The sequence below is a fragment of the Dactylosporangium sp. CA-139114 genome (genome assembly GCF_050955725.1).
GTDB lineage: Bacteria > Actinomycetota > Actinomycetes > Mycobacteriales > Micromonosporaceae > Dactylosporangium.
The window spans coordinates 1,726,169-1,750,895 of sequence record NZ_CP192080.1 but is presented as its reverse complement, the minus strand read 5'-3'; the positions used below and the strand labels follow the sequence as shown (position 1 = coordinate 1,750,895).

General features: G+C 73.3%; 27 protein-coding genes. 16 read left to right on the top strand and 11 right to left on the bottom strand.

Going from position 1 to position 24,727, the window contains the following annotated elements:
- Positions 1-110 precede the first annotated feature (110 nt).
- Complete coding sequence (locus ACQP2P_RS07865) at positions 111-1,019, top strand: pseudouridine-5'-phosphate glycosidase (protein WP_433614251.1); 909 nt, start codon at positions 111-113, stop codon at positions 1,017-1,019.
- Positions 1,020-1,883 (top strand): carbohydrate kinase family protein, encoded by an 864-nt coding sequence (locus ACQP2P_RS07860; RefSeq protein ID WP_433614249.1) that lies wholly within the window; start codon positions 1,020-1,022, stop codon positions 1,881-1,883. It abuts the gene before it with no gap.
- Here the strand turns inward: ACQP2P_RS07860 and ACQP2P_RS07855 are convergent.
- Genes ACQP2P_RS07855 through ACQP2P_RS07845 form a run of 3 tightly spaced genes read right to left on the bottom strand, consistent with a single transcriptional unit; the run spans position 1,880 to position 3,371 of the window.
- Positions 1,880-2,245, bottom strand: a complete 366-nt coding sequence (locus ACQP2P_RS07855; protein WP_433614247.1) for a DUF3099 domain-containing protein — start codon at positions 2,243-2,245, stop codon at positions 1,880-1,882. The genes ACQP2P_RS07860 and ACQP2P_RS07855 overlap by 4 nt on opposite strands.
- Positions 2,246-2,283: 38 nt before the next feature.
- Positions 2,284-2,736, bottom strand: a complete 453-nt coding sequence (gene mscL / locus ACQP2P_RS07850; RefSeq protein WP_433614246.1) for a large conductance mechanosensitive channel protein MscL — start codon at positions 2,734-2,736, stop codon at positions 2,284-2,286.
- A 56-nt stretch (positions 2,737-2,792) separates the two neighbouring features.
- On the bottom strand, positions 2,793-3,371 hold the full coding sequence (locus tag ACQP2P_RS07845; RefSeq protein ID WP_433614244.1) for an HhH-GPD-type base excision DNA repair protein: 579 nt from the start codon (positions 3,369-3,371) through the stop codon (positions 2,793-2,795).
- A gap of 89 nt (positions 3,372-3,460) precedes the next feature.
- On the opposite strand from ACQP2P_RS07845, the gene ACQP2P_RS07840 reads away from it, so the two are divergent.
- Positions 3,461-5,047: a GmrSD restriction endonuclease domain-containing protein gene (locus ACQP2P_RS07840; RefSeq protein WP_433614242.1), complete on the top strand. Its 1,587-nt coding sequence runs from the start codon at positions 3,461-3,463 to the stop codon at positions 5,045-5,047.
- Positions 5,048-5,292: 245 nt separating this feature from the next.
- On the opposite strand, the gene ACQP2P_RS07835 is transcribed toward ACQP2P_RS07840, so the two are convergent.
- From ACQP2P_RS07835 to ACQP2P_RS07825, 3 genes are read right to left on the bottom strand one after another with little or no spacing between them, the layout of a single operon-like run.
- A complete protein-coding gene (locus tag ACQP2P_RS07835) occupies positions 5,293-6,042 on the bottom strand; it encodes an ABC transporter permease (protein ID WP_433614241.1) in 750 nt (249 codons plus the stop codon).
- Positions 6,027-6,986: an ATP-binding cassette domain-containing protein gene (locus ACQP2P_RS07830; protein WP_433614240.1), complete on the bottom strand. Its 960-nt coding sequence runs from the start codon at positions 6,984-6,986 to the stop codon at positions 6,027-6,029. Before ACQP2P_RS07830 ends, ACQP2P_RS07835 begins: the two co-directional genes overlap by 16 nt.
- Positions 6,987-7,026: 40 nt before the next feature.
- A complete protein-coding gene (locus ACQP2P_RS07825; RefSeq protein ID WP_433614238.1) occupies positions 7,027-8,076 on the bottom strand; it encodes a thiamine pyrophosphate-dependent dehydrogenase E1 component subunit alpha in 1,050 nt (349 codons plus the stop codon).
- Positions 8,077-8,189: 113 nt separating this feature from the next.
- Between ACQP2P_RS07825 and ACQP2P_RS07820 the strand changes: the two genes are divergently transcribed.
- From ACQP2P_RS07820 to sigB, 9 genes are all read left to right on the top strand, one after another.
- A complete protein-coding gene (locus ACQP2P_RS07820; protein WP_433614236.1) occupies positions 8,190-8,669 on the top strand; it encodes a toxin-antitoxin system HicB family antitoxin in 480 nt (159 codons plus the stop codon).
- 66 nt (positions 8,670-8,735) lie between these two features.
- Positions 8,736-10,274: a glycosyltransferase 87 family protein gene (locus ACQP2P_RS07815; RefSeq protein ID WP_433614234.1), complete on the top strand. Its 1,539-nt coding sequence runs from the start codon at positions 8,736-8,738 to the stop codon at positions 10,272-10,274.
- A gap of 10 nt (positions 10,275-10,284) precedes the next feature.
- Complete coding sequence (locus ACQP2P_RS07810) at positions 10,285-10,752, top strand: heme-degrading domain-containing protein (RefSeq protein ID WP_433084561.1); 468 nt, start codon at positions 10,285-10,287, stop codon at positions 10,750-10,752.
- A gap of 44 nt (positions 10,753-10,796) precedes the next feature.
- Positions 10,797-11,282, top strand: coding sequence for a hypothetical protein (locus tag ACQP2P_RS07805; protein WP_433614232.1), 486 nt, complete (start codon positions 10,797-10,799; stop codon positions 11,280-11,282).
- Between the two features lie 27 nt (positions 11,283-11,309).
- Positions 11,310-11,741, top strand: a complete 432-nt coding sequence (locus ACQP2P_RS07800; protein ID WP_433614230.1) for a hypothetical protein — start codon at positions 11,310-11,312, stop codon at positions 11,739-11,741.
- Between the two features lie 39 nt (positions 11,742-11,780).
- A complete protein-coding gene (locus tag ACQP2P_RS07795; protein WP_433614228.1) occupies positions 11,781-12,122 on the top strand; it encodes a hypothetical protein in 342 nt (113 codons plus the stop codon).
- A gap of 44 nt (positions 12,123-12,166) precedes the next feature.
- Positions 12,167-13,603, top strand: coding sequence for a DUF7059 domain-containing protein (locus ACQP2P_RS07790; protein WP_433619043.1), 1,437 nt, complete (start codon positions 12,167-12,169; stop codon positions 13,601-13,603).
- A complete protein-coding gene (dtd, locus tag ACQP2P_RS07785) occupies positions 13,591-14,013 on the top strand; it encodes a D-aminoacyl-tRNA deacylase (RefSeq protein ID WP_433614226.1) in 423 nt (140 codons plus the stop codon). Before ACQP2P_RS07790 ends, dtd begins: the two co-directional genes overlap by 13 nt.
- 118 nt (positions 14,014-14,131) lie before the next feature.
- Positions 14,132-15,136 carry an RNA polymerase sigma factor SigB gene (gene sigB / locus ACQP2P_RS07780; protein WP_433614224.1) on the top strand — a complete coding sequence of 335 codons (1,005 nt, stop codon included), beginning with the start codon at positions 14,132-14,134 and terminating at the stop codon, positions 15,134-15,136.
- Between the two features lie 75 nt (positions 15,137-15,211).
- On the opposite strand, the gene ACQP2P_RS07775 is transcribed toward sigB, so the two are convergent.
- Positions 15,212-17,824 carry a GNAT family N-acetyltransferase gene (locus tag ACQP2P_RS07775; protein WP_433614222.1) on the bottom strand — a complete coding sequence of 871 codons (2,613 nt, stop codon included), beginning with the start codon at positions 17,822-17,824 and terminating at the stop codon, positions 15,212-15,214.
- 38 nt (positions 17,825-17,862) lie between these two features.
- Here ACQP2P_RS07775 and ACQP2P_RS07770 point away from each other — a divergent pair, with 38 nt between their 5' ends.
- Complete coding sequence (locus ACQP2P_RS07770; protein ID WP_433614221.1) at positions 17,863-18,132, top strand: DivIVA domain-containing protein; 270 nt, start codon at positions 17,863-17,865, stop codon at positions 18,130-18,132.
- A gap of 8 nt (positions 18,133-18,140) precedes the next feature.
- On the opposite strand, the gene ACQP2P_RS07765 is transcribed toward ACQP2P_RS07770, so the two are convergent.
- On the bottom strand, positions 18,141-19,316 hold the full coding sequence (locus tag ACQP2P_RS07765; protein ID WP_433614220.1) for an acetoin utilization protein AcuC: 1,176 nt from the start codon (positions 19,314-19,316) through the stop codon (positions 18,141-18,143).
- A complete protein-coding gene (locus ACQP2P_RS07760; RefSeq protein ID WP_433614219.1) occupies positions 19,313-20,116 on the bottom strand; it encodes a sulfurtransferase in 804 nt (267 codons plus the stop codon). Before ACQP2P_RS07760 ends, ACQP2P_RS07765 begins: the two co-directional genes overlap by 4 nt.
- An 82-nt stretch (positions 20,117-20,198) precedes the next feature.
- On the opposite strand from ACQP2P_RS07760, the gene ACQP2P_RS07755 reads away from it, so the two are divergent.
- The 3 genes from ACQP2P_RS07755 (at position 20,199) to ACQP2P_RS07745 (ending at position 22,857) form a co-directional block, all read left to right on the top strand.
- The gene (locus tag ACQP2P_RS07755; RefSeq protein ID WP_433089904.1) at positions 20,199-20,849 is read left to right on the top strand and encodes a metal-dependent transcriptional regulator; all 651 of its coding nucleotides are present in this window, start codon (positions 20,199-20,201) and stop codon (positions 20,847-20,849) included.
- A gap of 133 nt (positions 20,850-20,982) precedes the next feature.
- Positions 20,983-21,363 (top strand): winged helix-turn-helix transcriptional regulator, encoded by a 381-nt coding sequence (locus ACQP2P_RS07750; protein WP_433614218.1) that lies wholly within the window; start codon positions 20,983-20,985, stop codon positions 21,361-21,363.
- A 555-nt stretch (positions 21,364-21,918) separates the two neighbouring features.
- Positions 21,919-22,857 carry a hypothetical protein gene (locus tag ACQP2P_RS07745; RefSeq protein ID WP_433614217.1) on the top strand — a complete coding sequence of 313 codons (939 nt, stop codon included), beginning with the start codon at positions 21,919-21,921 and terminating at the stop codon, positions 22,855-22,857.
- 73 nt (positions 22,858-22,930) lie between these two features.
- Here the strand turns inward: ACQP2P_RS07745 and ACQP2P_RS07740 are convergent, their stop codons facing one another.
- A complete protein-coding gene (locus ACQP2P_RS07740; RefSeq protein WP_433614216.1) occupies positions 22,931-23,509 on the bottom strand; it encodes a hypothetical protein in 579 nt (192 codons plus the stop codon).
- A 10-nt stretch (positions 23,510-23,519) separates the two neighbouring features.
- Entirely contained in the window at positions 23,520-24,701 is a 1,182-nt protein-coding gene (gene lhgO / locus ACQP2P_RS07735) for an L-2-hydroxyglutarate oxidase (RefSeq protein WP_433614215.1), read from the bottom strand.
- Positions 24,702-24,727 lie beyond the last annotated feature (26 nt).

Genomic DNA, 24,727 nt, shown 5'->3' with positions numbered 1-24,727 from the left:
CCTGTGGACAACCCACCCCCGGCGCCGGGGTGGGCGGCGGCGCGCGCGAGGGACAAAAGGGGCGAACGAGCACGGGAAATGCCGCGAAGCGCAGCGGCTATCGTGAGCTGGTGATCAACCATGCCATTCGGTTCGGCAGCGAGGTCGACGGCGCCCGCCGCAGCGGTGCGCCCGTCGTCGCGCTCGAAAGCACCATCATCTCGCACGGGCTCCCGCGGCCGGCCAACCTCACCGTCGCCAAGGAGATCGAGGCCACCGTCCGGGCGGCCGGGGCCGTGCCGGCCACGATCGGGATGATCGGGGGCGAGATCGTCGTCGGGCTGTCCGAGGACGAGATCCGGCACCTGGCCGAGCGCGATGACGTGGTCAAGCTGTCCGTGCGCGACCTCGCCCCGGCCGCCGCCGCCCGGGCCGACGGGGCCACGACCGTCGCGGCCACCTCGGCGATCGCCGTACGCGCCGGCATCTCCGTGTTCGCGACCGGCGGGCTCGGGGGCGTGCACCGGGGCGCCGCCACGACCTTCGACGAGTCCGCGGACCTGACCGCCCTGTCGCGGCTGCCGATCGCGATCGTCTGCGCGGGCGTGAAGTCGATCCTCGACGTGGGCGCCACGCTCGAGCGCCTCGAGACGCTCGGCGTCGGGGTCGTCGGCTACGGGACCCGCCGCTTCCCGGGGTTCTACCTCACCGACGCCGGGTTCGACCTCGACTGGTCGGCCGACGACGCCGGGGCCGTCGCCGAGATCATCCGGGCCGCTCGCGGGCACGACGTGCACCGCGGGGCGCTGGTCGTGGCCAACCCGCTGCCCGCCGACGAGCAGCTGGACCCCGCGCTGCACGACCGGGTGCTGGCCGAGGGGCTGGCCGGGCTCGAGCGGGAGGGCGTCACGGGCAAGGACGTCACGCCGTACCTCCTGTCGCACTTCCACACCGCGACGGAGGGCAAGAGCCTCGACGTCAACGTGCGCATCATCCTGCGCAACGCCGAGCTGGCGGCCCGCATCGCCGCCGCGATCTAGATGACGGTCCTCGTCATCGGTGACGTGGTCACCGACATCCTCACCGTGCACGAGGGGCCGCTCGCCATCGGCTCGGACACCATCGCCGCGGTGCGCATCGCCGGCGGCGGGTCGGCCGCGAACACCGCGGTCTGGCTCGCCGCCGCCGGCTGCCCGGTCGCGTTCGCGGGGGTCGCGGGGCTCGACGAGCCCGGGGACGCGCGCATCGCCGAGCTCGACGAGGCCGGGGTGACCACCAGCGTGCGCCGGGTGCCGGGGGTGGCGACGGGCACCGTGGTCGTGCTGACCTCCGACGCCGAGCGCACGATGTTCACCGACCGCGGCGCCAACCGGCTGCTGGAGCGGGCCGACGTGGAGCGGGCGCTCGCGCTGCCGGGCCTGCGCCACCTGCACCTGTCGGCCTACGTGCTCTTCGACGCCGACTGCGCGCCGGCCGGGCGGTTCGCGCTGGCCGAGGCCCGCCGCCGGGGGCTGACCACGAGCCTCGACGCGGCGTCCGCGGCCCCGCTGCGGGAGCGTGGCGGGGCCGGCTTCCTGGCCGCGGTACCGCGCCCGAGCCTGCTGTTCGCCAACCGCGACGAGGCCGCGGTCCTCGGCTCGGACGACCCCGCGCAGCTGCTCGCCCACGCCGACGGCGTGGTGGTGAAGTCGGGTGCGGCCGGCGCGGCGTGGGCGGACGCGGACGGCACCGTGCGGGCGCCCGGCAAGCGGCTCGACGGCATCGTGGACCCGACGGGGGCCGGCGACGCGTTCGCGGCGGGCTTCCTCACCGCGTGGCTGGCCGGTCAGGGTCCCCGCGCATCGCTCGAGGCGGGCAACGAGCTGGGCGCCCGGGCGGTCACCCGGCTGGGCGCGAGGCCCTAGGGACTGTTCGGTTCCGAGTCGGCGTCGATGACCTTGTGCTCGCGTTCGCTCAGCGCGTGCGCCGGGTCGGGGTGCGAGGTCTGCCGCCGCTGGAAGCGGTTGCGGAAGCGGTTCTCGGGACGCACGGGAGCGTCATTGGCGAGCAGGACCGCGATCATCGGCAGGAAGACCCCGCCGGCGACACACAGCGAGAGCCACAGCCACAGCAGCGGCGGGCGGGTCGCCACCAGGATGGCGGCGACCACGACGCATGCGGCACGCACGAGCATCATCAGCACGTAGCGGACCTCACGGGCGCGAAGCTCCTGCTCGGGGCTCCGCGCCGCGTCGGTGATCAGCTGTGGACGATCCCTGCGGGCCATTGGTTCGAGTCTGCCACGCACGTGTGGCAGACGTCGCATCAGATGTCGGTGGGCTTGACCGGCGCGCCGGGGCTCACCGCGCCGCCGACCGCGGCCCGGTCGCGCTCGGTGGTGCCGGTGGCCAGCAGGTCGCGGATCTCGGTGAGGAGACGGATCTCGTCGCTGGGCGCCGCGGGCTCGGGCGCGAGGCCCCGCTTGCGCCGCTCGGCGAGCTTGTTCATGGGCAGCACGACCAGGAAGTACACGGTGGCGGCGGTCAGCAGGAACGTGATGACCGCGTTGACGAAGGTGGGCCAGGCGAGCACCTGCTTGCCGATGTGCAGGCCCTGCTTGTCGTCGACGCCGATGCCGCCGGTCAGGCTGATCAGCGGTTTGAGGAAGCCGTCCGTGAACGCGGTGACGACGTTGTTGAACGCGGCACCGATGACGACGGCCACGGCCAGCTCGATGACGTTGCCACGAGAGATGAAGTCCCGGAATCCCTTGAGCACGGATGCACCTTACGGCCGGCCGACCCCATCCGCATCCGTTGGCGCGCTACATCTGCCTAGTTGCCCTTGGCCGCCTTGGCTTCGGCCTTGACCTGCTTCTTGTACTCGCGCACCTTCGCCAGCGACGGCCCGTCCACGATGTCGGCGACGGAGCGGTACGAGCCCTCCTCGCCGTAGCCGCCCGCGGCCGCGCGCCAGCCTTCGGGCTCCACGCCGTACTGCTTGCCGAGCAGCGCCACGAAGATCTGCGCCTTCTGCTTGCCGAACCCCGGCAGCCCCTGCACCCGGCGCAGCAGCTCGCCGCCGTCCGCGACGCCGTCCCACAACCCGGCCGGGTCGCCGTCGTAGCGCTCGGCGAGCGCGCGGCACACCTCCTGCACCCGCGCGGCCATCGCCTTGGGGAACCGGTGCAGCGCCGGCGGCGTGGCGAAGATCGCGACCAGCGCCTCGGGGTCGAACTCGGCCAGCTCGTGCGCGGTGGGCTCGTGCCCGAGGCGCTGGGCGAGCACGTACGGCGAGGAGAACGCCTTCTCGAGCGGGATCTGCTGGTCGAGCGTCATGCCGACCAGCAGCGCCAGGGGGCTGCGGGTGAGGTACTCGTTCGCGGCGTCGTCGATCGGCAGCGTGATGGCCATGCGCACATCCTGCCCGCGGGGCGCCCCGATCGTCACGTGATTCGCCCTACCTCACGACTACGCTTGGGGAGCCTGAGGCTGGAGGTGACATGGCAACGCTTGCCCGACCCCACATTGAACAGCGCACCCCTGTGGATCTCATCCACCAGGTCCAGCGCGGAGCAATGCGAATCCTCCCGCTCGAACGGGGGTTCACGTGGGAGGCCGGCGACGTCACCAAACTCTTCGACAGCATCGTCCGTGGCTTCCCGATCGGCAATCTCCTCCTGTGGCGGCGCCCCGCGCCCGCGCAGACGCTGCACGTCGGGCCGTTGACCGTCGAAGCTCCGGCGCTCGACTCGGCCCAATGGGTGGTCGACGGTCAGCAGCGCGTCACCTCGCTCGTAGGTGCCCTCACCTCGGCGCACACTGCCGCGGACCTGCGCTTCCGGGTCCATCTGGACCTGGAATCCGGCACGTTCCGCACCGCGAGCGCCCGGCGGCCGGCGCCGGGTGCGTGGATCCCGGTCAGCTTCCTGCTCGATGCCTCGGCCCTGCCGAAGTGGCTGCAGATTCGCGATTGGCTCTCGGACGAGCAGCATGAGCTGGCCGTCCGGGCGGCGTCGGCGATCAAGGACTACAGGATCCCTGCGTCCGTAGTGACCACCGGCGACGAGAACTCGGTCGTGGAGATGTTCACCCGGATCAACACGGCCGGAAAGCCGCCCACGAGGGTGGACATCATCCATGCCTTGCACGCCCGAGTCACGGGCGACGCGGCGCCGACCCTCGCGGCGGTCGGCCGCGGCACGGCCGAGCTCGGCTTCGGTGCGCTCGATGAGCAGCTTGTGCTGCGCTGCGCGCTCGCCTACCGCGGTGGCGAGGTATATCGCACCGACTTCCCCGGTGATCTCGCATCGGCCGAGGACCAGACCGAGCTGCTCGGGGCGCTGTCGGCCAACCTTCGGGATGTGGTCACGTTCCTGCGCGACGTGGCCGACATTCCGCACGTGAAGCTGCTGGCCTACACCGGCGTGATCCCGGTGCTCGTCCGCTTCGTCCGATTGCACGGTGCTCCGGCAGGCCGTGCGGCAACACTGCTGCGACGGTGGGTCTGGCGCGGTGCGGTGGCCACTGCCCGCGACCGTGGCCCGAGCGTCGCCGTGCTGCGTGGGCAGCTCGGCGCCGCAGAGCGACCGGACCCGGTGACGGCCGCCGCCGCCCTGCTGGAAACGGCGCCCACCGGCCCCCGCCTGACGGTCGAGCTCGACAAGGTCCATCTGAGGCAGACCATGGCGAAGATCAACATTCTCTGCCTTTGGTCCGCCGAGCCGCGCGAGCCTGGGACCGGCGCGCCGGTCGACCTCGGCCACCTCCTCGACGACGGTGGCGCTCTTCGGCCGATCTTCAACGACAGCGAACTCGTCCTGGCCGGCACGATGGCCAACCGCGTGATCGCGCCTCCCGGACCAGCCTCGAAGCTGTGGAGGGACCTGGCCGACGCGTCGCCCGAAGTGGCCGCGAGCCACCTCCTCGACGAGAAGACTCAGACCCTGCTGGCCCCAGCGACCCGCGCCGCGTTTCTCGCACACCGTGCGGCCAGGTTGACCGCCGAGTTCGAGCGGCACGTCGATCGCATGGCGGAGTGGGGGGCGCGCGACAGCCGGTCGATCGCCGACCTGATGAGGACGGGCTGAGTGGCAACCACGGCCGAGGTACGCCTGCATGGGCGGCGGGTCGGACTCCTGCGTTACCACCAGGGCCGCACTGAGTTCGCGTACGAGGACGATCTCGGCGCCGCGGACCATCGCACACTCGGACAGATCTTTGAGGACGATCCCCGAGCGGTGCGCCGCGCAATGCCCACGCCCGGCCGACGACGGTCATCGAACTCGCCGACACGACCGCCCGTGTGGCCACTAGGCGCGAATCGCAACCGGCCTCAGCGCGGGGTGGGTGGACGCGTGAAGCGCGCCCGGGCCCACAGATACCCGGCCAGGGCCATCGCCGCCGACCAGCCGATCGCCCACCAGAGGGACGCGCCGGCCGGGGTGCCGTTCAGCGCCCCCCGCAGCGCCTCGATGATCGGCGTGAAGGGCTGGTGCTCCGTGAAGGCCCGCACGCCCGGCGACATCCGCGCCGTGGGCGAGAACGCGCTGCTCAGGATCGGCAGCAGGGTCACCGGCAGGGCCGCGTAGCTCGCGGCCACCACGGTGCGCACGGACAGGCCCATCGCCGTGGTCAGCCAGGCCGCGGCGAACGCGGCCAGGGCCACGATCCCGGCCACGAGCAGCCAGCCGGTGGGCCCGGCGTGCGGGCGGTAGCCCAGCAGCACGGTCAGGCCGAGGATGATCGCCACGCACAGCAGCGTGCGCAGCACGGTGCCGAGGACGCGGCCGGTCAGCACGGCCGCGCGGGAGATGCCCATCGTGCGGAACCGGTTGATGATGCCCTCGTGCATGTCCGTGGCCACGGCGACCGCGGTCTGCCCGACGCTGTAGCCGATGCAGAGCACGAGGATGCCCGGCACCACGTAGCCGAGGTAGTCCTCGCCGAGGTCGGTGGCGGCCCCGAAGATGTAGACGAACATGAGCAGCATCAGGATCGGGGCGATCAGGGCGCCGAACAGGGTGGACGGGTTGCGGCGGTTGTGCAGCAGGTCGCGCCGCAGCATGGTCAGGGCGTCGCGCATCGCACCGGCTCCTTCGCGGCGGCGGCGTGGCCGGTCAGGGCGAGGAACACGTCGTCCAGGTCGGGGGTGTGCACGGTCAGGGTGTCGGGCTCGACCCCGCCGGACTCGAGGCGGCCCAGCAGGGCGCGCAGGTCCGCGGCGGTACCGTCCCCCGGCACCCGCAGCGCGAGCGCCCCCTCGTCCGGGGTCGCCGCGGGCAGCAGGGCGGCCGCGGCGGCGAGCGGCTCCCGGGCGGTGAAGCCGAGCCGGACGTGCGCGCCGGGCACGCGGCGCTTGAGCTCGTCGGGGCGGCCCTCGGCGACGATCCGGCCCCGGTCGAGCACGGCGACGCGCCCGGCGAGCTGGTCGGCCTCGTCCAGGTACTGCGTGGTCAGGAAGATCGTCACCCCGCCCGCCGCGAGCCCGCGCACCAGCTCCCACACGGTGCGACGGCTGCGCGGGTCGAGGCCGGTCGTCGGCTCGTCCAGGAAGATCACGCGCGGCTCGCCGACCAGCGTCATGGCCAGGTCGAGGCGGCGCTTCATGCCGCCGGACCAGGTCAGCGGGGTGCGCCGCGCCGCCTCGGTGAGCTCGAAGCGCTCCAGCAGCTCCGCCGCGCGCCGCCGGCCGGCCCGCCGCGGCAGGTGCAGCAGGTCGGCCATGAGCCGCAGGTTCTCCTCGCCGGTGAGCAGGTTGTCCACGGCGGAGAACTGGCCGGTGACGCCGATCGCGGCCCGCACCTTCGCGGCCTCGGTGAGCAGGTCGTGCCCGGCCACGGTGGCGCCACCCCCGTCCGGCGGGATCAGCGTGGCCAGGATGTGCACCATCGTGGTCTTGCCGGCGCCGTTGGGGCCGAGCAGCGCGAAGATGGCGCCGGCCGGGACGGTGAGGTCGATGCCGTCGAGGACGACCCGATCGCCGTAGGACTTGCGCAGCCCGGAGACCGTGATGCCCGAGTCAGTCATGGCATCACTATGGCACCACTTATGGCGCCATTTCAAGCCATCATGGCGCCAAGGTCTTCCGGTAGGCGTCCATCCACTCGCGCTGGGCCCGCACCAGCGCGGTCTCCTCGTGCAGCACGTGCGCGAACATGTCCCCGACGTGGGGTTCCGGCATCGACAGGCAGGCCTCGCGGGTCTCGGCGGCGAGCGCGTCGGACTCCGCGGCCAGGGCCGCGAACCAGTCGTCGCCGGCCCAGCCGCGCTCGCGCACGAGCCGCTCGAGGCGGGCGATCGGGTCCCGCTGGCGCCACAGCTGCACCTCGGCGTCGGAGCGGTACCGGCGCGGGTCGTCGGAGGTGCTGTGGCCGGCCATGCGGTACGTCATCGCCTCGATCAGCACCGGCGGCCCGCCGCGGCGCACCGACTCGGCGGCCCGGGCCGTGACCGCGTGCACCGCGAGCACGTCGTTGCCATCGACGTGGAACGAATCGAGGCCGAAGCCGACCGCCCGCCGGTGCAGCGGGGCGCCCATCTGGCGGCCGACCGCGGTGGAGATCGCCCACTGGTTGTTCTGGCAGAAGAACACGATCGGGGCGTTCGCGACCGCCGCCCAGTTCAGCGCCTCGTTCACGTCGCCCTGGCTGCTGGCGCCGTCGCCGAAGTACGCGAGCACCACCTCGTCGGAGCCGTCCATCCGTACGCCGAGCGCGTACCCCGTCGCGTGCAGCGCCTGCGTGCCCAGGACGAGGCTGTAGATGTGGAAGCGGTACCGCCGCGGGTCCCATCCCGAGTGCGCCACCCCGCGCCACTGGGCCATGAGTTCGGCCGGGGTGATGCCGCGGCAGCGGGCGGCGGCCTGCTCGCGGTAGCTGGGGAACACGTAGTCGGCCGGGTCGAGGGCCCGCACCGAGCCGACCTGGGCCGCCTCCTGACCGAGCGCCATGAGCCACAGCCCGAGCTCGCCCTGGCGCTGCAGCGCGTGCGCCTCCTCGTCGAACCGGCGCGCCAGCACCATGTCCCGCAGCAGGTCACGGCACAGCTGGGGGGTCACGTCGAGCGGTGCTTCGGGGTCCGACCGCAGCGTCCCGTCGGGCGCCAGCAACTGGATCATGTGCGTCTCCCGTGGATGGCCTGGGGTGCCACTGCTCATCCTGCCGTGCCCGGGCCGGTCGATGGCGCCGGTGGCGCCATGGAATTTGCCATAGTTGCGCGATACTGGCGGGCATGGACCTGACCCGCTACGTCGACGGCCTGCGCGCCGAACTGCTCGCGGCCGCGGGTCCCGAGGAGGCCGCGCTGGCCGAGCGCCTCGCCGCCGCGGTGGCCTCGGCGACCCGGCTGGCCATGTTCGACGTGCTGTCGGACGCGGCCGACGAGATCACGCGCGACCTGGCCCCCGGCTCCGTCGAGGTGCGGGTGCGCGACCGCAACCCGTACTTCGTGGTCACCACCCCGGACGGTGCGCCCGCGCCGGCACCGGCGCCCGCGAGCGCGCCCGAGCTGTCGCCGGAGGGCCCCGTCGGCCGGATCAACTTCCGCCCGCCGGAGCAGCTCAAGCAGCGCATCGAGGAGGCGGCCGCGCGCGACGGCCTGTCGGTCAACGCGTGGCTGACCCGCACCCTGTCCGCGGTCGTCGCCGGCGAGCCCGCCCAGGCGCCCGCACCGCGCGCCTCGAAGGGCGCCTTCATCGGCTGGATCGGCTAGGCCCCGCGCCCTGTCCTGGCGCCCGGTTTGGACCCTGGTCTGGACAGGCGTTCCTACCCTGGGCCGATGTCGCAGCGCAGGGTGGCCGGCCTCTGGTCGGTGTTCGGGATCGCCGCGGTCGTCTCGGCCGTGCTCGTCTGGCTGCGCCCCGCCGGCCAGCGCCTCAGCGACCTGCACATCTACTACGGCGCGGCCCAGGCGGTGGGCGAGGGCCGGCCGCTCTACGACTACGTCGCGCAGAACGGCGGCCCGTTCACCTACCCGCCGTTCGCGGTGCTGCTGTTCCGCCCCCTCACGCTGCTGCCCGAGACCGCCCTGCAGGTCGCCTGGCTGGCCCTGACCTGCGCGGCCGTCGTCGCCCTGGCCGTGGCGGTCGGCCGGGGGCTGTCCGCGTCGCGCCTCGCCGTGGCGGCCATCGCCTGCGGCCTGCTCGTGTCCGCGCCCGTGCAGAGCAACCTGCGCTTCGGCCAGGTGAGCATCTTCATCGTGCTGCTGGCGCTGCTCGACGCCATGGGTCTGGTGCCGCGGCGCTACCGCGGGGTGCTCGTCGGCCTCGCCGCCGCGATCAAGCTCACCCCGCTGCTCTTCGTCGTCTTCTTCCTCGTGACCGGCCGGTGGCGGGACGCCGCCCGGGCGCTCGGCGCGTTCGCGGCGGCCGCGGCCCTCGGTGCGCTGCTGCTCCCGGGCGACAGCCTGCGCTACTGGACCGGCACCATGCTGCAGACGTCGCGCATCGGCGACCTCGCGTCGCTGGGCAACCAGTCGGTGCAGGGCATGCTCATGCGGGCCGGCCTCTCCCCCGCCACGCTGCCGCTGGTCTGGGCCGTGCTCATCGCCGCCGTGGGCGCCGCGGCGCTGTGGCGGGCGCGGACGCTGGACGCGCACGGAGAGCGGGTGCGCGCGGCGGTGCTCGTGGGCTGCGCGACGGTCGCGGCCTCGCCGGTGTCGTGGACCCACCACCAGGTGTGGACGGTGCTCGCGGCGATGCTGCTCGTGGCGGCCGAGGGCGCCTGGCGGCGGGCGGCCGGGGTCGTGCTCCTGGTCGTCATGACGCTGTCGCTGGGCGTGGTGCTGCGGGGGCTCTCGCCGTACACCGGATGGCAGTTCCTGCTCGAGAACGCCCGCAGTCTCGGCGTCGTGGCCGTCTGCCTCGCGGGCTTCGGCGGCGCCGTGGCCACCGTGCGGCGGCGGGCCTGGCTGCGGCCGGTGGCCGCGGTGGCGGCCGGGCTGGTGGTGCTGGCCCTGACGCCGCTGCCGGCCGGGGCGGACCCGACGTTCAAGGCGTACACCGCGGCCGACCTGGCCAACCCGCGCTACTTCTACTACACCCCGGCCGGCGCCCGCCTCGGCCGGCCCGTCGACTTCCAGGTCCGCCGCGAGAGGACGAAGACCCGCGTCAACGGCGTCGTGGCGGACGGGGTGGCCGCGCTGCGCTGGTCCTCGGCCCCGGGCGGCGCGGCCCGCACGATCCCGCTGCTGACCCCGGCGGCGGGGGCGCGGGCCTTCTCGTTCCGCAGCGCCAGCCTGACCCACGGCCGGCTCGACGCCCTCGCCCCCGACGGCACCGTCGTGGCGACGTTCACCTCGTTCACGCCCGGGGCTTAGGCTCGGTCCCATGGAAGACTTGATCAAGGAGCTGGAGGCCCAGGAGGCCCGGCTGCTGTTCGACCGGTTCGACAACGACGACGCCTGGGCGCTCGGCTGCCTGCTGGTGGAGACGGCCAAGGAGCGCTCGCTCGGCATCACGATCGACATCCGCCGCGGCGGCCAGCAGCTCTTCCACGCCGCCCTGCCCGGCACCGCGCCGGACAACGACCGGTGGATCGAGCGCAAGATCCGGGTGGTGGAGCGGCTGCACGCCTCCTCCTACCTCGTGGGGCGCCGGCTCGCGGCCCGGGACAAGACGTTCGACGCCGCCTACGGGGTCGACCCCGCGGACTACGCCACCCACGGCGGCGCCTTCCCCGTCCGTGTCCGCAATGTGGGCGTGGTCGGCGTCGTGACCGTCTCCGGGCTCCCCCAGGCGGACGACCACGCGCTGGTCGTCGAGGTGCTCGAGCGCTTCCTCGCCCGGGTGTCGTAAAGCCGACGCGCGGAGGCGGGCGGCCAGGCCCCACCATGCCGCGTGTGCATATTCGATTCGCATTACCGGCCTGGCTCCCGGTCCTGATGGTCACGGCGGCCGGGCTGGCCGGCTGTTCCGGCGGCGACGCCGCTGACTCTGCGGCGCCGCCCGCCTCGATCGGGCCCGTGGTGCCCACGAACGCCTCGGCGGCCCCGAGCGCCGCGGCGAGCAGCAAGGCCCCGGCGGCCGGCGCGAGCGGCGCGGCCTCCGGCTGCCCGGTCACGGCCGCCACGCTGGAGAAGGCGTTCAAGGCCAACGCCGAGGTGGCCGGCGCCGTGGTGCTGGGCAAGGGGCTCAAGGACGTCAGCTGCTACGGGGGCTGGGCCACCGCCTCCGCACAGCCGGCGAACCTGGAGGCGGCCGTCGTGCTGTTCAGGTACGACGCCGGGAAGAAGACCTGGGCCGCGCTGTCGGGCGGGACCGACGGGGTCTGCCGGGACACGGTGCCCGAGGACGTCGCGACACACCTCAAGGGTTGCCAGCACTAACCCGATCGAGTGTCGTAAATTGCCGGGGTGAGATACACACTCCTCGCTGTCTTCGCCGGAGCGGCCGTCACCCTTGCGGCCTGCTCCGGCGGGTCGGACCAGTCGCAGTCCCCCGCCCTGCCCACCCCGGACCAGACCTCCCTGCTGCCGCAGACCGGCCCCGCGCCGCTCAAGCCCGGCGTCAGCGCGCCGAACGGATGCCCCGTCGACGCGCCCGCGCTGGAGAAGGCCCTCGCCGCCGACCCCACGCTCGCCGCGGCCGTGCAGCTCGGCAAGGGGCTCACGGACGTCAGCTGCGTGCAGCAGTACGCCACCGCCCGCACCGAGGGCGACCGCGCGACGGTCCTGTTCCACTTCGACGACGCCAAGGCGATGTGGGTCGCGGTCGCGGCCGGCGCCAGGAACGCGTGCGACAAGGCCCCGGCCGAGATCCGTCAAGCGCTCAAGAACTGCGGTTAGGAACCTGGTCAAATTCCCTTCTTTATGGTCATATTGCTCATGGAGCGAGAAGCACTGCTCCGGCTCCTCGCCGAGGAGCCGGGAGCGGCTTTCGAGGCGTGCCGCGCCGCGATCCGAGCCGGCGCCGAATACGTGGTGTGGGACCACACCCTGCCCGCCGACCAGCTCGCGCGCAGCTACTCCCGGCGGGCCCAGCACATGGAGCGGATCGGCAACCCGATGCTCGGCAGCGCCGAGGCCATCGGCGTGCTGCAGACCGCGGGCGACAGGCCGCTGCGGGTCGGCGAGGCGAAGATCGAGAACCCGCCGACCCACTTCCAGCTGTTCCTCACCGAGGACGCGTCGCGAGTCGTGGCCTGCATAGGCATCGATCAACGCTGACATACCAGGATGGCAGGGTGGACGCTCTGCTGGACAACACCGCCATGGCACAGCTGCGCGAGGCGCTCGGCTCGGCCGGCTATACCTCCGACGGCATTCGCAGGCACCTCGGCGAGGACGCCTCGGCCGCGTGCGCGCGCAACGACTTCCGGGCCGCGCTGCGCGTCACCGAGGCCGGGGGCCGGCTCGACACCCTGATCCGGCTGTTCATCTGCGGCCAGACCGAGCCGCTCGACCGGGTCGCGGCCGCGCTCGCCCCGCTGCCGCTGGAGTCGGCCGCCCCGCTGCTGTCGGCCGAGCCGGACGGCGTCCGGGCCGCGCTCGAGCTGGAACCCTACGGCGACTGGTGGGTCGTCGCCGACCTTGCCGCCGGCATGCGCCCCGGCCGCCCGCTGCCCGGCGACCACGTGCTCGGCATCGGCGGCGCGTCGAGCACCCTGGCCGCCGCCACCCTGCGCCGCCCGGTCGGCACCGCGCTCGACCTCGGCACCGGCTGCGGGGTGCAGGCGCTGCATCTGTCGACCCACGCGAGCCGGGTCACCGCGACCGACGTGCTGCCGCGGGCCCTGCGCTTCGCGGCCACCACCGCGGCCCTCAACGGCCTGGAGTGGGAGCTGCTCGAGGGCGACCTCACCCGCCCGGTCGCCGGGCGCCGCTTCGACCTCGTGGTCAGCAACCCGCCGTTCGTGGCCGGCCCCGGGAGCACCGCGCACACCTACCGCGACTCCGGCCGCCCCGGCGACGCCGTCTGCGCCGAGCTCGTCGCCGCCGCCCCGGGCCTGCTGGCCGACGGCGGGCACATGCAGTTCCTGGCCAACTGGCTGCACGTCGCGGGCGAGGACTGGACCGATCGGGTCAACGACTGGCTGGCCGGCACCGGGCTGGACGCCTGGGTCATCCAGCGCGAGGTCTCGGATCCGCTGGCGTACGTCAACCTGTGGCTCGCCGACGCCTCCGAGGACCCGTCCCGGCAGCCCGCCCTGGCCGCGGCCTGGCTCGACTGGTTCGACGCCCAGCGCGTCGACGCGGTCGGCTTCGGCCTGATCACCCTGCGCGCCGGCGGCCACGACGACCCGACCGTGCGCATCGAGGACCTCCGGCACACCGTCGGCGGCGACCTCGGCCCGCTCATCGGCGAGTGGTTCGACCGCCAGGACTTCCTGCGCCACGCCGACCTGCTGCGCAGCCGCCTCGTCGCCGCGCCCGGGCTGACGCTGCGCCAGGAGGCCACGCTCGGGGCCGACGGCTGGGAGGTCGGCCAGCAGCTGCTCGCCCTGCCCGACGGGCTGCGGTGGGTCGAGGAGGTGGACCCGGTCGCGCTGACCCTCGTGGGCGCGTGCGACGGGTCGGTGACCCTGCAGGCTCAGGTCGACCTGCTGGCGGCGGCCCACGGTGTGCCGGCCGAGGTGCTCGCCGACGTGGCCGTCCCCCTGGTGTCGCACCTGGTCGAGCGGGGGGTCCTGCTGCCGTGCGCGCCCTAGTCCAGACCGTCAGCCGGGCGAGCGTCACCGTCGGGGACACGGTCGTCGGCTCGATCACCGACGGGCTGCTGGTCCTCGTCGGCGTGACCCATGCCGACACGTCCGACATCTCCGAAACGCTGGCCCGCAAGGTGCACGAGCTGCGCATCCTCGACGACGAGCGATCCGCGGCCGACACCGGCGCGCCACTGCTCGTCGTCTCGCAGTTCACCCTCTACGGCGACGCGCGCAAGGGCCGGCGCCCGACCTGGATCGCCGCGGCCCGCCCGGAGGCCGCCGAGCCGCTCATCGAGGCGTTCTGCGCCGCCCTGCGCAACCGGGGCGCAACCGTGGAAACCGGGCGATTCCGCACGCACATGCTCGTCGAAAGTGTGAACGTCGGACCGCGGACCGTATTGCTGGAGGTCTGAGACTCACGGATTCGTGCCACGGCTGCGCCGCCTCACCGTCACTTCACGCCCGCTCAGCGAAGCTACTTCTCGCAGGAATGATCGCGCCACTTGTCAATCCACACGGGAGGCGAGCGAAGTGGCCCAGCCGCTGAGTGAGAACACGGAGTTCAACGCCGTCGACGTTGAGGCCGAGGAACAGCACGAGCAGGAGCACGCGCTCGACAACACGGGCGTCTCAGCGGATCTGGTTCGCGCATACCTCAACACGATCGGCCGCACCAAGCTCCTCACCGCCGAGCAGGAGGTCGATCTCTCCAAGAAGATCGAGGCCGGCCTGTACGCCGAGGAGAAGCTCACGAGCGGCATGGTCCACCCGGCGTGGATGAACACCTACGAGGTCGTGGTCCGCGAGGGGCGCGCCGCCAAGGCCCACCTGCTCGAGGCCAACCTGCGCCTCGTCGTGAGCATCGCCAAGCGGTACACGGGACGCGGCATGGCCTTCCTGGACCTCATCCAGGAGGGCAACCTCGGCCTCATCCGCGCCGTCGAGAAGTTCGACTACACCAAGGGCTACAAGTTCTCCACCTACGCCACCTGGTGGATCCGCCAGGCCATCACCCGCGCCATGGCCGACCAGGCCCGCACCATCCGCATCCCGGTGCACATGGTCGAGCAGGTCAACCGCATGGTCCGGGTCCGCCGGGACCTCGCCGCCACGCTGGGCCGCGAGCCCGTCGTGGCCGAGATCGCCGCGGCCCTGGGCGTCGAGGAGTACCAGGTCATCGAGCTGATCTCCTACGACCGCGAGCCGGTGAGCCTGGACCAGGCCGTGGGCGAGGACGGCGAGAGCGCCCTGGGCGACTTCGTGGCGCGCGTCGACCCGCGCGAGGAGCCGGCCGACAGCGTGTCGCAGGGCATGCTGCGCTCCGAGGTCGAGATCGTGCTCTCGACGCTGTCGCAGCGCGAGCAGGCGGTCATCCGGCTGCGCTTCGGCCTCGACGACGGCCGCCAGCGCACCCTCGACGAGGTGGGGCGCGAGTTCGGCCTGTCCCGCGAGCGCATCCGCCAGATCGAGAAGGGAACGCTGCTGAAGCTGCGCCACCCGTCGCGCGCGAAGCGCCTCGAGGCGTACGCCTCCTGAACCAGCTGAACGCAGGGCCGCTCCGGTCGTCCGGTGCGGCCCTTCGCCGTGCGCCCGCCGTCGTCACCGCCGAGGTCAGAGGCGGCGCGGGCCGCTGTCGGGGCGGGTCTGGTGCGGCGCGAACTCGGCGCTCGCGTGCAGCACCGCCAGGCCCGAGGGGCGCGCCAGGACCGGGTTCAGGGTCAGCGACGACAGGGCCGGCTGCTCGTTGACGAGGCGCCCGACGCGCACCAGCAGGTCGGCCAGCGCGTCCAGGTCCACCGGGTCCGCGCCGCGGTAGCCGGTCAGCAGCGGCGCCGCCCGCGGGGCCCGGACCAGGGCGGCCGCGTCACGGTCGGTCAGCGGGACCGGGCGCCACGCGCGGTCGCCGAGCAGGTCGGCCGCCTCGCCGCCGAGGCCGAAGCCCACGACCGGGCCGAACGACGGGTCGTCGACGACCTCCACGACGCACGCGACGCCGGGGGCGACCATCGGCTGGACGACGACCTCCACCCCGCGGCCGAAGAGGCGTTCGAGCTCGGCGTAGGCCTCCGCGACGGCGGACGGAGCGGTGAGGTTCAGCCGTACCGCCCCCAGGTCGATCCGGTGCCGCCAGGGCCTCGTCGCCACCTTGAGGGCGACCGGCAGGCCCACCGCGACCGCGACGTCGGGCACCCGGTCGCCGGAGGCCCACCGGCTCGGCACGACCGGGATCCCGTAGGCGGCCAGCAGCTCGTCGGCCTCGCCCCGGTCGCCGGCGCCGCGCAGCGCCAGGGCGGTCGCGACGTCGGTACCCCGCGCGGAGTCGACGCCGGGCAGGTCGGGCCGCGTGCCGATCGGCTCGCGGCGCCACGCGGCGTAGCGGGCGACCCGGCCCAGGGCGCGCACCGCCTCCTCGATCGCCGGGAACATCGGGAGGGCGGGCGGGTCCTCGTCGCTGTATGCGGGCGCGACCGTGAACGACGGGTCGGCCGGCATGACCACGGCGAGCGGGCGCGGCGCCCCGGCCGTCGACACGCGCAGGAGCTCGGCCACGCCGAGCTGGTCGCGCTCGGCGAGCGCCGGGGCGTACGCGGCCACGACGGCATCCACCCCCTCGTCGTCGAGGGCGGCGTGCACGGCCCGCACGAAGTCGACGTCGCTCACGGCGGGGCCGAGGTCGCGCGGGTACCCCTCGGCGATGCGCAGCCCCGCGGCCGGCGCCTTCGCGACCGTGAGCACGCCCAGCGCGGCCGCGTTGGTGACCACGGCGATACGGTCGCCGGTCGGCAGCGGGCGCCCCGCGATGAGCAGGCCCACGTCGAACAGCTCGCCGACGGTGTCGACGCGGATGACGCCGGAGCTGGCGAAGAGGGCGGCCACCCCGCGGGCGTCGGGGCCGACGGTCACCGCGTCGAGGGCCGGCGGGCGCACCGGGCTCGCCACCGCCGCGACCGGCTTGCGGCGGGCCAGCTCGCGGGCGATGCGGGCGAACTTGCGCGGGTTGCCGAAGGTCTCCAGGTAGAGCAGGACGGCGTCGGTGTGCGGGTCCTCGCGCCAGTACTGCAACGCGTCGTTGCCGGAGACGTCGGCCCGGTTGCCGGCCGAGATGAACGTCGACAGGCCCAGCCCGCGCCGGTCGGCCTCGGCCAGCAGCGCCGTGCCCAGCGCCGCGGACTGGCTGAAGAAGCCGACCCGCCCGGCCCGGGGCAGCAGGGGGGCGAGCGTGGCGTTGAGCCGCACCGCCGGATCGGTGTTCGCCACCCCGAGGCAGTTGGGCCCGACCAGGCGCATCCCGTGGTCGCGCACCGCCCGCAGCAGGGCGGCCTGGGCCTGCGCCCCGGCCGGGCCGGCCTCGGCGAAGCCGGCCGAGACGACGACCAGGCCGTGCACCCCGGCCGCGGCGCAGTCGGCCACCACGTCGGGCACGGACTCCACGGGTACGGCGATCACGGCGAGGTCGGCATTGGCCGTACCGATGAGGCTCGGTTTCGCGGGAAGGCCCCCGACGACCGTCGCGGACGGGTGGACCGGCACCAGCTCTCCGGCGAAGCCGGCGCCCTTGAGGTGGGACAGCAGGGCCGCGCCGATGCCCGAGCCGCCCGAGCGCGCGCCGTAGACCGCGACCGCGCGCGGGTTGAGCAGCCGCGCGATCGAGCGGGCCTCGGCGCGCTGCTCTCGGGCCTGCTGCACGCGCAGGGAGTCGGGGGTCGCCTTGATCGGGAACCACAGGTGCACCACGCCGTCGGCGAACTCGCGCTCGATGTGGAAGCCGGCCGCCATGAACACGCGCAGCATCGCCTGGTTCACCGGCAGCACGTCGGCCTCGAACTCGGTGATGCCCTCGGTGGCCGCCGCGGCGACGAGGTGCTCGATGAGCACCGAGCCGATGCCCCGGCCCTGGTGCGCGTCCTCGACCACGAAGGCGACCTCGGCCTGGTGGGAGCCGGTGCCGAGGCGGTCGTACCGGCCCACCGCGATCAGCTCGCCCGCGTGCTCGACCACGAACGCCTCGCGGTCGTGATGGTCGACGTTGACGAACCGGTCCAGGTCCCGCTGCGGGATGCGCGGGTAGGCCGAGAAGTACCGCAGGTATCGGGTCCGCTCCGAGAACCGCGAGTGCAGCGCCACGATCCGCTCCGCGTCGTCGGGCCGGATCGGTCGCAAGTGGACGGTGGTCCCGTCCGAGAGCAGCACATCCGCGGCCCGCGTGGCCGAAACGTCGTTCACCCGCATAGTTTCCACCCGTCTGGGTTACCGTGTCTGCCATGATGCTGACCCCGGCGGATGTGCAGGCGCTGCGGTTCGCCAAGGCGCCGTTCGGCAAGCGTGGCTACGACGAGGACGAGGTCGACCAGTTCCTCGACGTGGTCGCGCAGACGCTGATCGCGCTGCAGGACGAGCTCGCCAGGCTGCGGGCGAGCGCCTCGCCGGACACGTCCTACGGCACCTCCGCCGCCGCCGAGACGCAGATGCTCGCCGAGCTGGACCGCATCAAGCAACGCCTGACACGGCTCGAGGCCGCGGTCCGCCACTGAGGCCGGCCTCAGTCGCGCGGGTCGTGCGGGTCGAGGCCGAAGAACGGGTACACCGTGCGCCGGGTCGCCATGATCGTGCGATCGACCGCGTCCGGTGACTCGCCCGGCACCCACGGCTCGTAGCTCGTGACGCCGCCGTCGGTCATCGTCTCCGGCAGCGGGTGTCCGGGCCGGCGCTTCGCGGCGAGCTCGCGCCACGCCGCGGGCAGCTCCAGCGCCGGGTCGAGGGGCTCGCCGGTCATCACCGCGAGCAGGTGCGTCCAGGCCCGGGGCACGCACTCGACCAGCGCGTAGCCGCCGCCCCCGCTCGCGACCCACCGCCCGCCGGCGACCTCGGCGGCGAGGTCGCGCAGCGCGAGGTACGCCGCCCGCTGCCCGTCCACGGTGAGCCGGAGGTTGGCGAGGGGGTCGTGGCGGTACGTGTCCGCGCCGCACTGCGTGAAGAGCAGCTGCGGCTGGAACGCGCGCAGCACCCCGGGCACGACGGCGTGGAAGGCGCGCAGCCACCCGCCGTCGCCGGTGCCGGGCGGCAGCGCCACGTTCACGGCGGAGCCGGGCGCGTCGGGGCCGCCGGTCTCGTCGGGGAAGCCGGTGCCGGGGAACAGCGTGCGCGGCGACTCGTGCAGGCTGACGGTGAGCACGCGCGGGTCGTTCCAGAACACCTCCTGCACGCCGTCGCCGTGGTGGACGTCGATGTCGACGTACGCCACCCGCTCCGCCCCGAGCTCGAGCACCCGCTTGATCGCGACGGCGGGGTCGTTGTAGACGCAGAAGCCCGCGGCCCGGTCCGGCATGGCATGGTGCAGGCCGCCGGAGACGCTGACCGCGCGCTCGGCCTCGCCGGTCCACACCGCCTCGGCCGCGCGCCGGGTCGCCCCCGTGATCAGGGCGCTGGCGTCGTGCATGCCGGCGAAGGTGGGGTTGTCGGTGGTACCGAGACCCATGAGATTGATCCGCCGGCCCGTCGAGGCCGCCTTCACCACCGCGATGTAGTCGGGGTCGTGCACGGTGGCGAGCATGGCGTCGGTGGCCGGCTCCGCCCGCTCGAGCACGACGCCGGGGCGGTCGAGGACGCCGAGGCGGCGGGCGAGGTCCATGGTCAGCTCGACGCGGACGGGGTCGAGGGGATGATCGCCCATGTTGTACCGCAGCAGCCGCTCATCCCACACGACGAGCATGCTCATGGGTTCTCCTTCGCGACGGGACGCTCGGGATCGGTGATCCAATGGCTCCAGGATCCCACGTAGAGCGGCGCCTCCTGCTGCTGCTCGTGCAGCGCGAGGACCAGCTGCGCCGCGGTGACCCCGGAGCCGCAGTAGGCGCCCGCCCCGGCCGGCGCGGCGATGGCCTTCAGCAGCCCGTGCTCGTCGACGGTCGCCGCGGCCGGCAGGTTGATCGCGCCGGGGATGTGCCCGGCGACCGCATCCACCGGCTCGACCTCGCCGCGATACCGCGGTCCGACGCGGGCATCCAGCAAGGTGTTGCGCGGATCGCTCGCCTCGGCCTCGGTCCAGACCGTCATCCCCCCGGGTGTCACCGTTACGTCACCTTCGTCCGGTTCCGGCACCTCGGTCGTGACAGGGAGTCCGGCACTCGTCCACGCCGCGTAACCACCGTCGAGCACCCGCACCGCATCGATGCCCGCCCAGCGCAGCGTCCACCAGGCGCGCGCCGCGGCCCCGGTAGGATTGTTCCCGCCTGCGTCGTACACCACCACCGGGTGCTCGGCGCGGACCCCAAGTCTCCGCAGCGCGGCCTCCAGCGCGGCGGGATCGGGCAGCGGATGGCGCCCACCGGCGCCCGGCGGCCCACAGAGGTCCTCGTCGAGATCGACGAAGACCGCGCCAGGCAGATGACCGGCCGCATACGCGGCCCGGCCGTCCTTCGCGAGGGTCCAGCGCACATCGAGAAGAGTCGGCGGTTGGGCGGACCGCACCAGCTCGGCGAGAGCGGCGACGTTCAAGATCGCCCGGTTGGCTGTCACGCTCCAATCTTGTCGTACGCAGCGAGTACCATCGCGTACCGGGAGGGCAACGGCAGTGAACGACCTAGTCGACACCACCGAGATGTATTTGAAGACGATCCTCGAGCTCGAAGAGGAGGGTGTCGTCCCCAAGCGTGCGCGCATCGCGGAGCGGCTGCACCAGAGCGGCCCGACCGTGAGCCAGACGGTCGCCCGCATGGAGCGTGACGGCCTGCTCATCGTCGAGGGCGACCGCCACCTGGCACTCACCGACCAGGGCCGCGAGCACGCGGTCGCCGTCATGCGCAAGCACCGCCTGGCCGAGCTGCTGCTCGTCAACGTGATCGGCCTGCCCTACGAGGAGGCCCACGAGGAGGCGTGCCGCTGGGAGCACGTGATGAGCGACGCCGTCGAGCAGCGGGTCTACGAACTGCTCGGCCGCCCGACGCGCTCGCCCTACGGCAACCCGATCCCCGGCCTGGACGGCCTGCGGGGCGAGGCCCCCGGCGAGCACGCCGACCCGGAGCGCAACCTGGCCTTCCCCGGCCTGGCCGGCTCCGTGGTCGTGAGCCGCATCTGCGAGTCGGTCCAGACCGACGCCGACGTGCTGCGCCAGCTGCACACCGCGGGCATCGACCCGGGCGCGACGGTCACGGTCGCCCAGGAGCGCGACGGCGTGTCCATCGATCGCGAGGGCGAGCGGATTCGCTTGCCGCGCGAGGTGGCCTCGCGAGTCTTCGTAGCGGCGGCCTAGCGTCTCGTTTTCGGCTCTTCGCCACAGCGGACCGGTCCGTTTCGGCTCTTCGCCACGGCGGACCAGGTCCGTTCGGCTCTTCGCCGCGGCGACCTAGGTTCATTGACGTTCGGGAGGGGTGGTGGGACCGCGCATGTCGCAACACCCACCACCGCCCTTCCCGTCCCGCGAGTGCGGCCCCTGCTCCGTCGAGGACGTGCTGGACCGGGTCGGCTCCAAGTGGAGCGTGTCGATTTTGGTGGCCGCGGCCCCCGGTCCGATCCGCTTCTCGGCCCTGGAGCGGACGATCCCCGGCATCAGCCGGCGCATGCTGACCCTGACCCTGCGCAACCTGGAACGCGACGGCCTGGTCCTGCGCACGAGCTACCCGACCGTGCCGCCCCGGGTGGAGTACTCGCTGACCCCGATGGCCCTGGAGCTCCAGGCGGCGCTGTCAGCTTTGACGATGTGGGCCGAACGCCACCGAGCCGACGTAGCGGCGTCGAGAGCCCGCTACGACGAGCGCGCTCAGTAAAATCTTCCACCATGCGCACATAGCGACAAAACGCAAGTATCACGATTTATCACGCCGAATTTCGCCGCACCCACTGCTCAGCGCGCCGCGAGTACCGCGCGGGGCCGCATCCGCTCGCCGCACGGTCCGGTTACCACCACGGGCCCTGATCCCGGTCGCCCGCCGCCCGCCCGCCCTCGCACCTCGCGTTGCCCGCCGCCGCCCACAGCACCGCACCCGCACCCGCACCCGCGCCCCCGCCACCGCACCGCCCCGCACTGGCACCGCACTCCCGCGCCCCCGCCACCGCCCCGCCCCACACTGGCACCGCACAGCCCGCCGCCGCCCGATCTCGAAGCACCGCCGCGCTCGCGCCTTCCCACAGAGCCACCAAGTCACGGCGCCACACCCCTGTCGATCACCGACGCGCGCCCGGGTTCGACCACCGCAACCACGCTCGAAACGCCGCCGGCTTCAACCCAGAACAGATCGCCCAAAGTGGGCTAATCCCTCAACCTCGGGTGATTCCCGCACTGAAGCCCACAAATCCGATATTCCCGAACTTAGGCTGAGCCCGTGGCATTCGATCAGGCCTTCTCCAACGATCCCCTAGAGAAGGCCCACTGGGCCTTGGCGGACGACGCCGACCCGACCCCAGCCCTGGAACTGATCGCCACCACCGACGACCCAGCCCACCGCGAGCACGCCGTGGCGATCCTCGGCGCCGCCGGCACCCAGCGCCTCGACCAGCTCCGCGAGGTCACGGCCCAGCAGGCGTACCGCCCGGAACGCTGGCTCCTCCTCGGCGCCGCGCTCTCCGCCGCCGCCTGGGCCACCCGCGAGGACAACCACACCGGCCCCCTGGCGACCGACCGCCTGGTCCAGGAGCAGCAGGTCCTCGTGGCCGAGGCCAGAACCGCGCTCCGCCAGGCCGCCGCGCTCTCGCGGGAAGACCCGGTGCCGTGGAGCGAACTCGCCGGCGCCGTCGTCTGCGCCCCGCTGCACAGGACCGAGGCGGTCGACGCGTTCAAGCGGGCGTGCGTGCTGCAGCCCGACCTCTACGCGGCCCACACCCGGCACCTGACCGGGCTGACCCGGCGCTGGTACGGCAGCCAGGACAAGGTTATCGCCTTCGCCCAGACCCGCAGCGCCGAGCGCCCCGACGGTCACCCTCTGCACGCGCTCGTTGCCCTTGCGCACATCGAGGGCTACGTCGACGGGATGCTGCGCGGCAACGTCGTCGGCCGGTTCTGGCGCGCCTGGCGGTACTTCGCCGACACCAAGGTCCGCCGCGAGACCGACGCCGCCGCCGACCGCCTCGTCGCCGGCTACGACGACTTCGCCGAGCACCCGTGGACGATGAGCGCCCACCAGACGTTCGCGGCCCTCTACCACCAGGCCGGCGCACGCGAGCGCCTGCGCACGCACCTCGAACTCGGGGGCGACCGGCCGGCGATCTGGCCGTGGCGATACTTCGGCGATCCGCAGGAGCAATTCCGTCGGGCACACCTCTGACCGGCGTCGGCCGTTCAGCTCATATCAACGCTAGCATGCCCGGAAAAACCGCGAACTCAGCGCAACATCGACGTCACAGGCTGCTCAGGTCGATGAGTTTGGCCAGCTCAACCATCTTGGGCATGTCCGCCGCGGCCTGCTCGTCCCCGGCCTCGGGAGCCAGCCGCAGCGCCAGCTTGATGATCCGTTTGTTGCCGGCCAGCCAGCCCACCTCCACGCCGGGGCCGGACTTCTCCGCGCCGGGGCCGGACTTCTCCGCGTCGGCGCCCGACTTCTCCGCGGCGGGCGTCGGCCGCTGGTACGCGACCAGGCCCAGCCCCGGCACCGCCTGCCCGTCCTTGGGCGCGATGGCCGAGCTGAACACGTCGGCCCCGATGGTCGTCGTGGTCACCGACAGCACCAGGTCCGGATAGCTGCCGGCCGCGGTCTGCAGCACGCAGCTGAACGAGTTGTCCATCGACGCGCCCGCGGCCACGCTCAGGTTCAGGCCGAGCTTCGCGTTCACCATGCCGAAGTCCAGCAGCTGGCACGCGCCGCCCGCGGCCGCCGCCGGAGCGGTCGGAGGCGGGGCGACCGGACTCGCGCCGGCGTCGTCGCACCCGGCGACGAGCGCGGCGGAGAGGGCAACGACGGCCATCAGCACCCTTCGCACAGCGGGCACCCTATACCGGCAGACGGGCGGTGATGTACTTGGCGATCTCCAGCGAGCTCGTCGCCGCCGGGGACGGGGCGTTGAGCACGTGCACCTGCCGCCCCTCGGTCACGATGAGGAAGTCGTCGACGAGGTCGCCGGTCGGCGTGATCGCCTGGGCCCGCACCCCGGCCTCGGCCGGCACCAGGTCCGCGGCGGTCACCGCGGGCACGAGCCGGGCCAGGCTCTCGGCGAAGCGCCGCTTGGACAGGGAGCGGCGGACCTCCGTGAGGCCGTACCGCAGATGCTTGCGCCCCAGCGCCCACAACCCGCGATAGGTGGCGGCGTCGGCCACGTCCCGGGGCCGGATCCGCCCCCACGTGTAGCCCTCGCGAGCCATCGCCAGCACGGCGTTCGGTCCCGCGTGCACGCTCCCGTCGACCATTTTCGTCAGGTGTACTCCGAGAAATGGGAACTGCGGGTCCGGCACCGGATAGATGAGTCCGTTGACGAGATGGCGGCGGTCGGGGCGCAGCTCGTAGTACTCCCCGCGGAACGGGATGATGCGCGCCGGCGGGCTGATCCCGGCCATCCGGGCGACCCGGTCGGCGTGCAGGCCCGCGCAGTTCACGAGCACGTCGGCGGTGATGTCGCCGGTCGTCGTGCGTACGACGACCTCGCGCCCGTTCGCCCGGATGCCGACCACGGCGGTGTTGAGCCGCAGCGTCGCGCCCGCCTGCTCGGCGAGCTCGGCGAGCTTCACGCACACGGCCTTGTAGTCGGCGATGCCCGTCGAGGCCACGTGGATGCCCTCGACGCAGGCGACCTCGGGCTCGTACTCCCGCGCCTCCCCCTGGCTCACCATGCGCACCGGGAGCCCGTTGGCGAGGGCCCGCTCGTAGAGCGCCCGCAGCCGCGGCAGCTCGTCCGCCCCGGTCGCGACGATGAGCTTGCCGGTGACCTTGTGGGCGATCCCGTGCTCGGCGCAGAACTCGACCATCGAGGCGCTGCCGGCCTTGCAGAGCGTGGCCTTGAGGCTACCCGGCTTGTAGTACACCCCGGCGTGGATGACGCCGGAGTTGTGCCCGGTCTGGTGGGCGCCCCAGCCCGCCTCCTTCTCCACCACGGTCACCCGGGCGTCGGGCCGGTCCTGGACCAGCCGCTGGGCGGTCGCCAGTCCGACGATGCCTCCTCCGATGACGACGTACCGCACGGCAGACTCCTTCACCTCGGATCGCG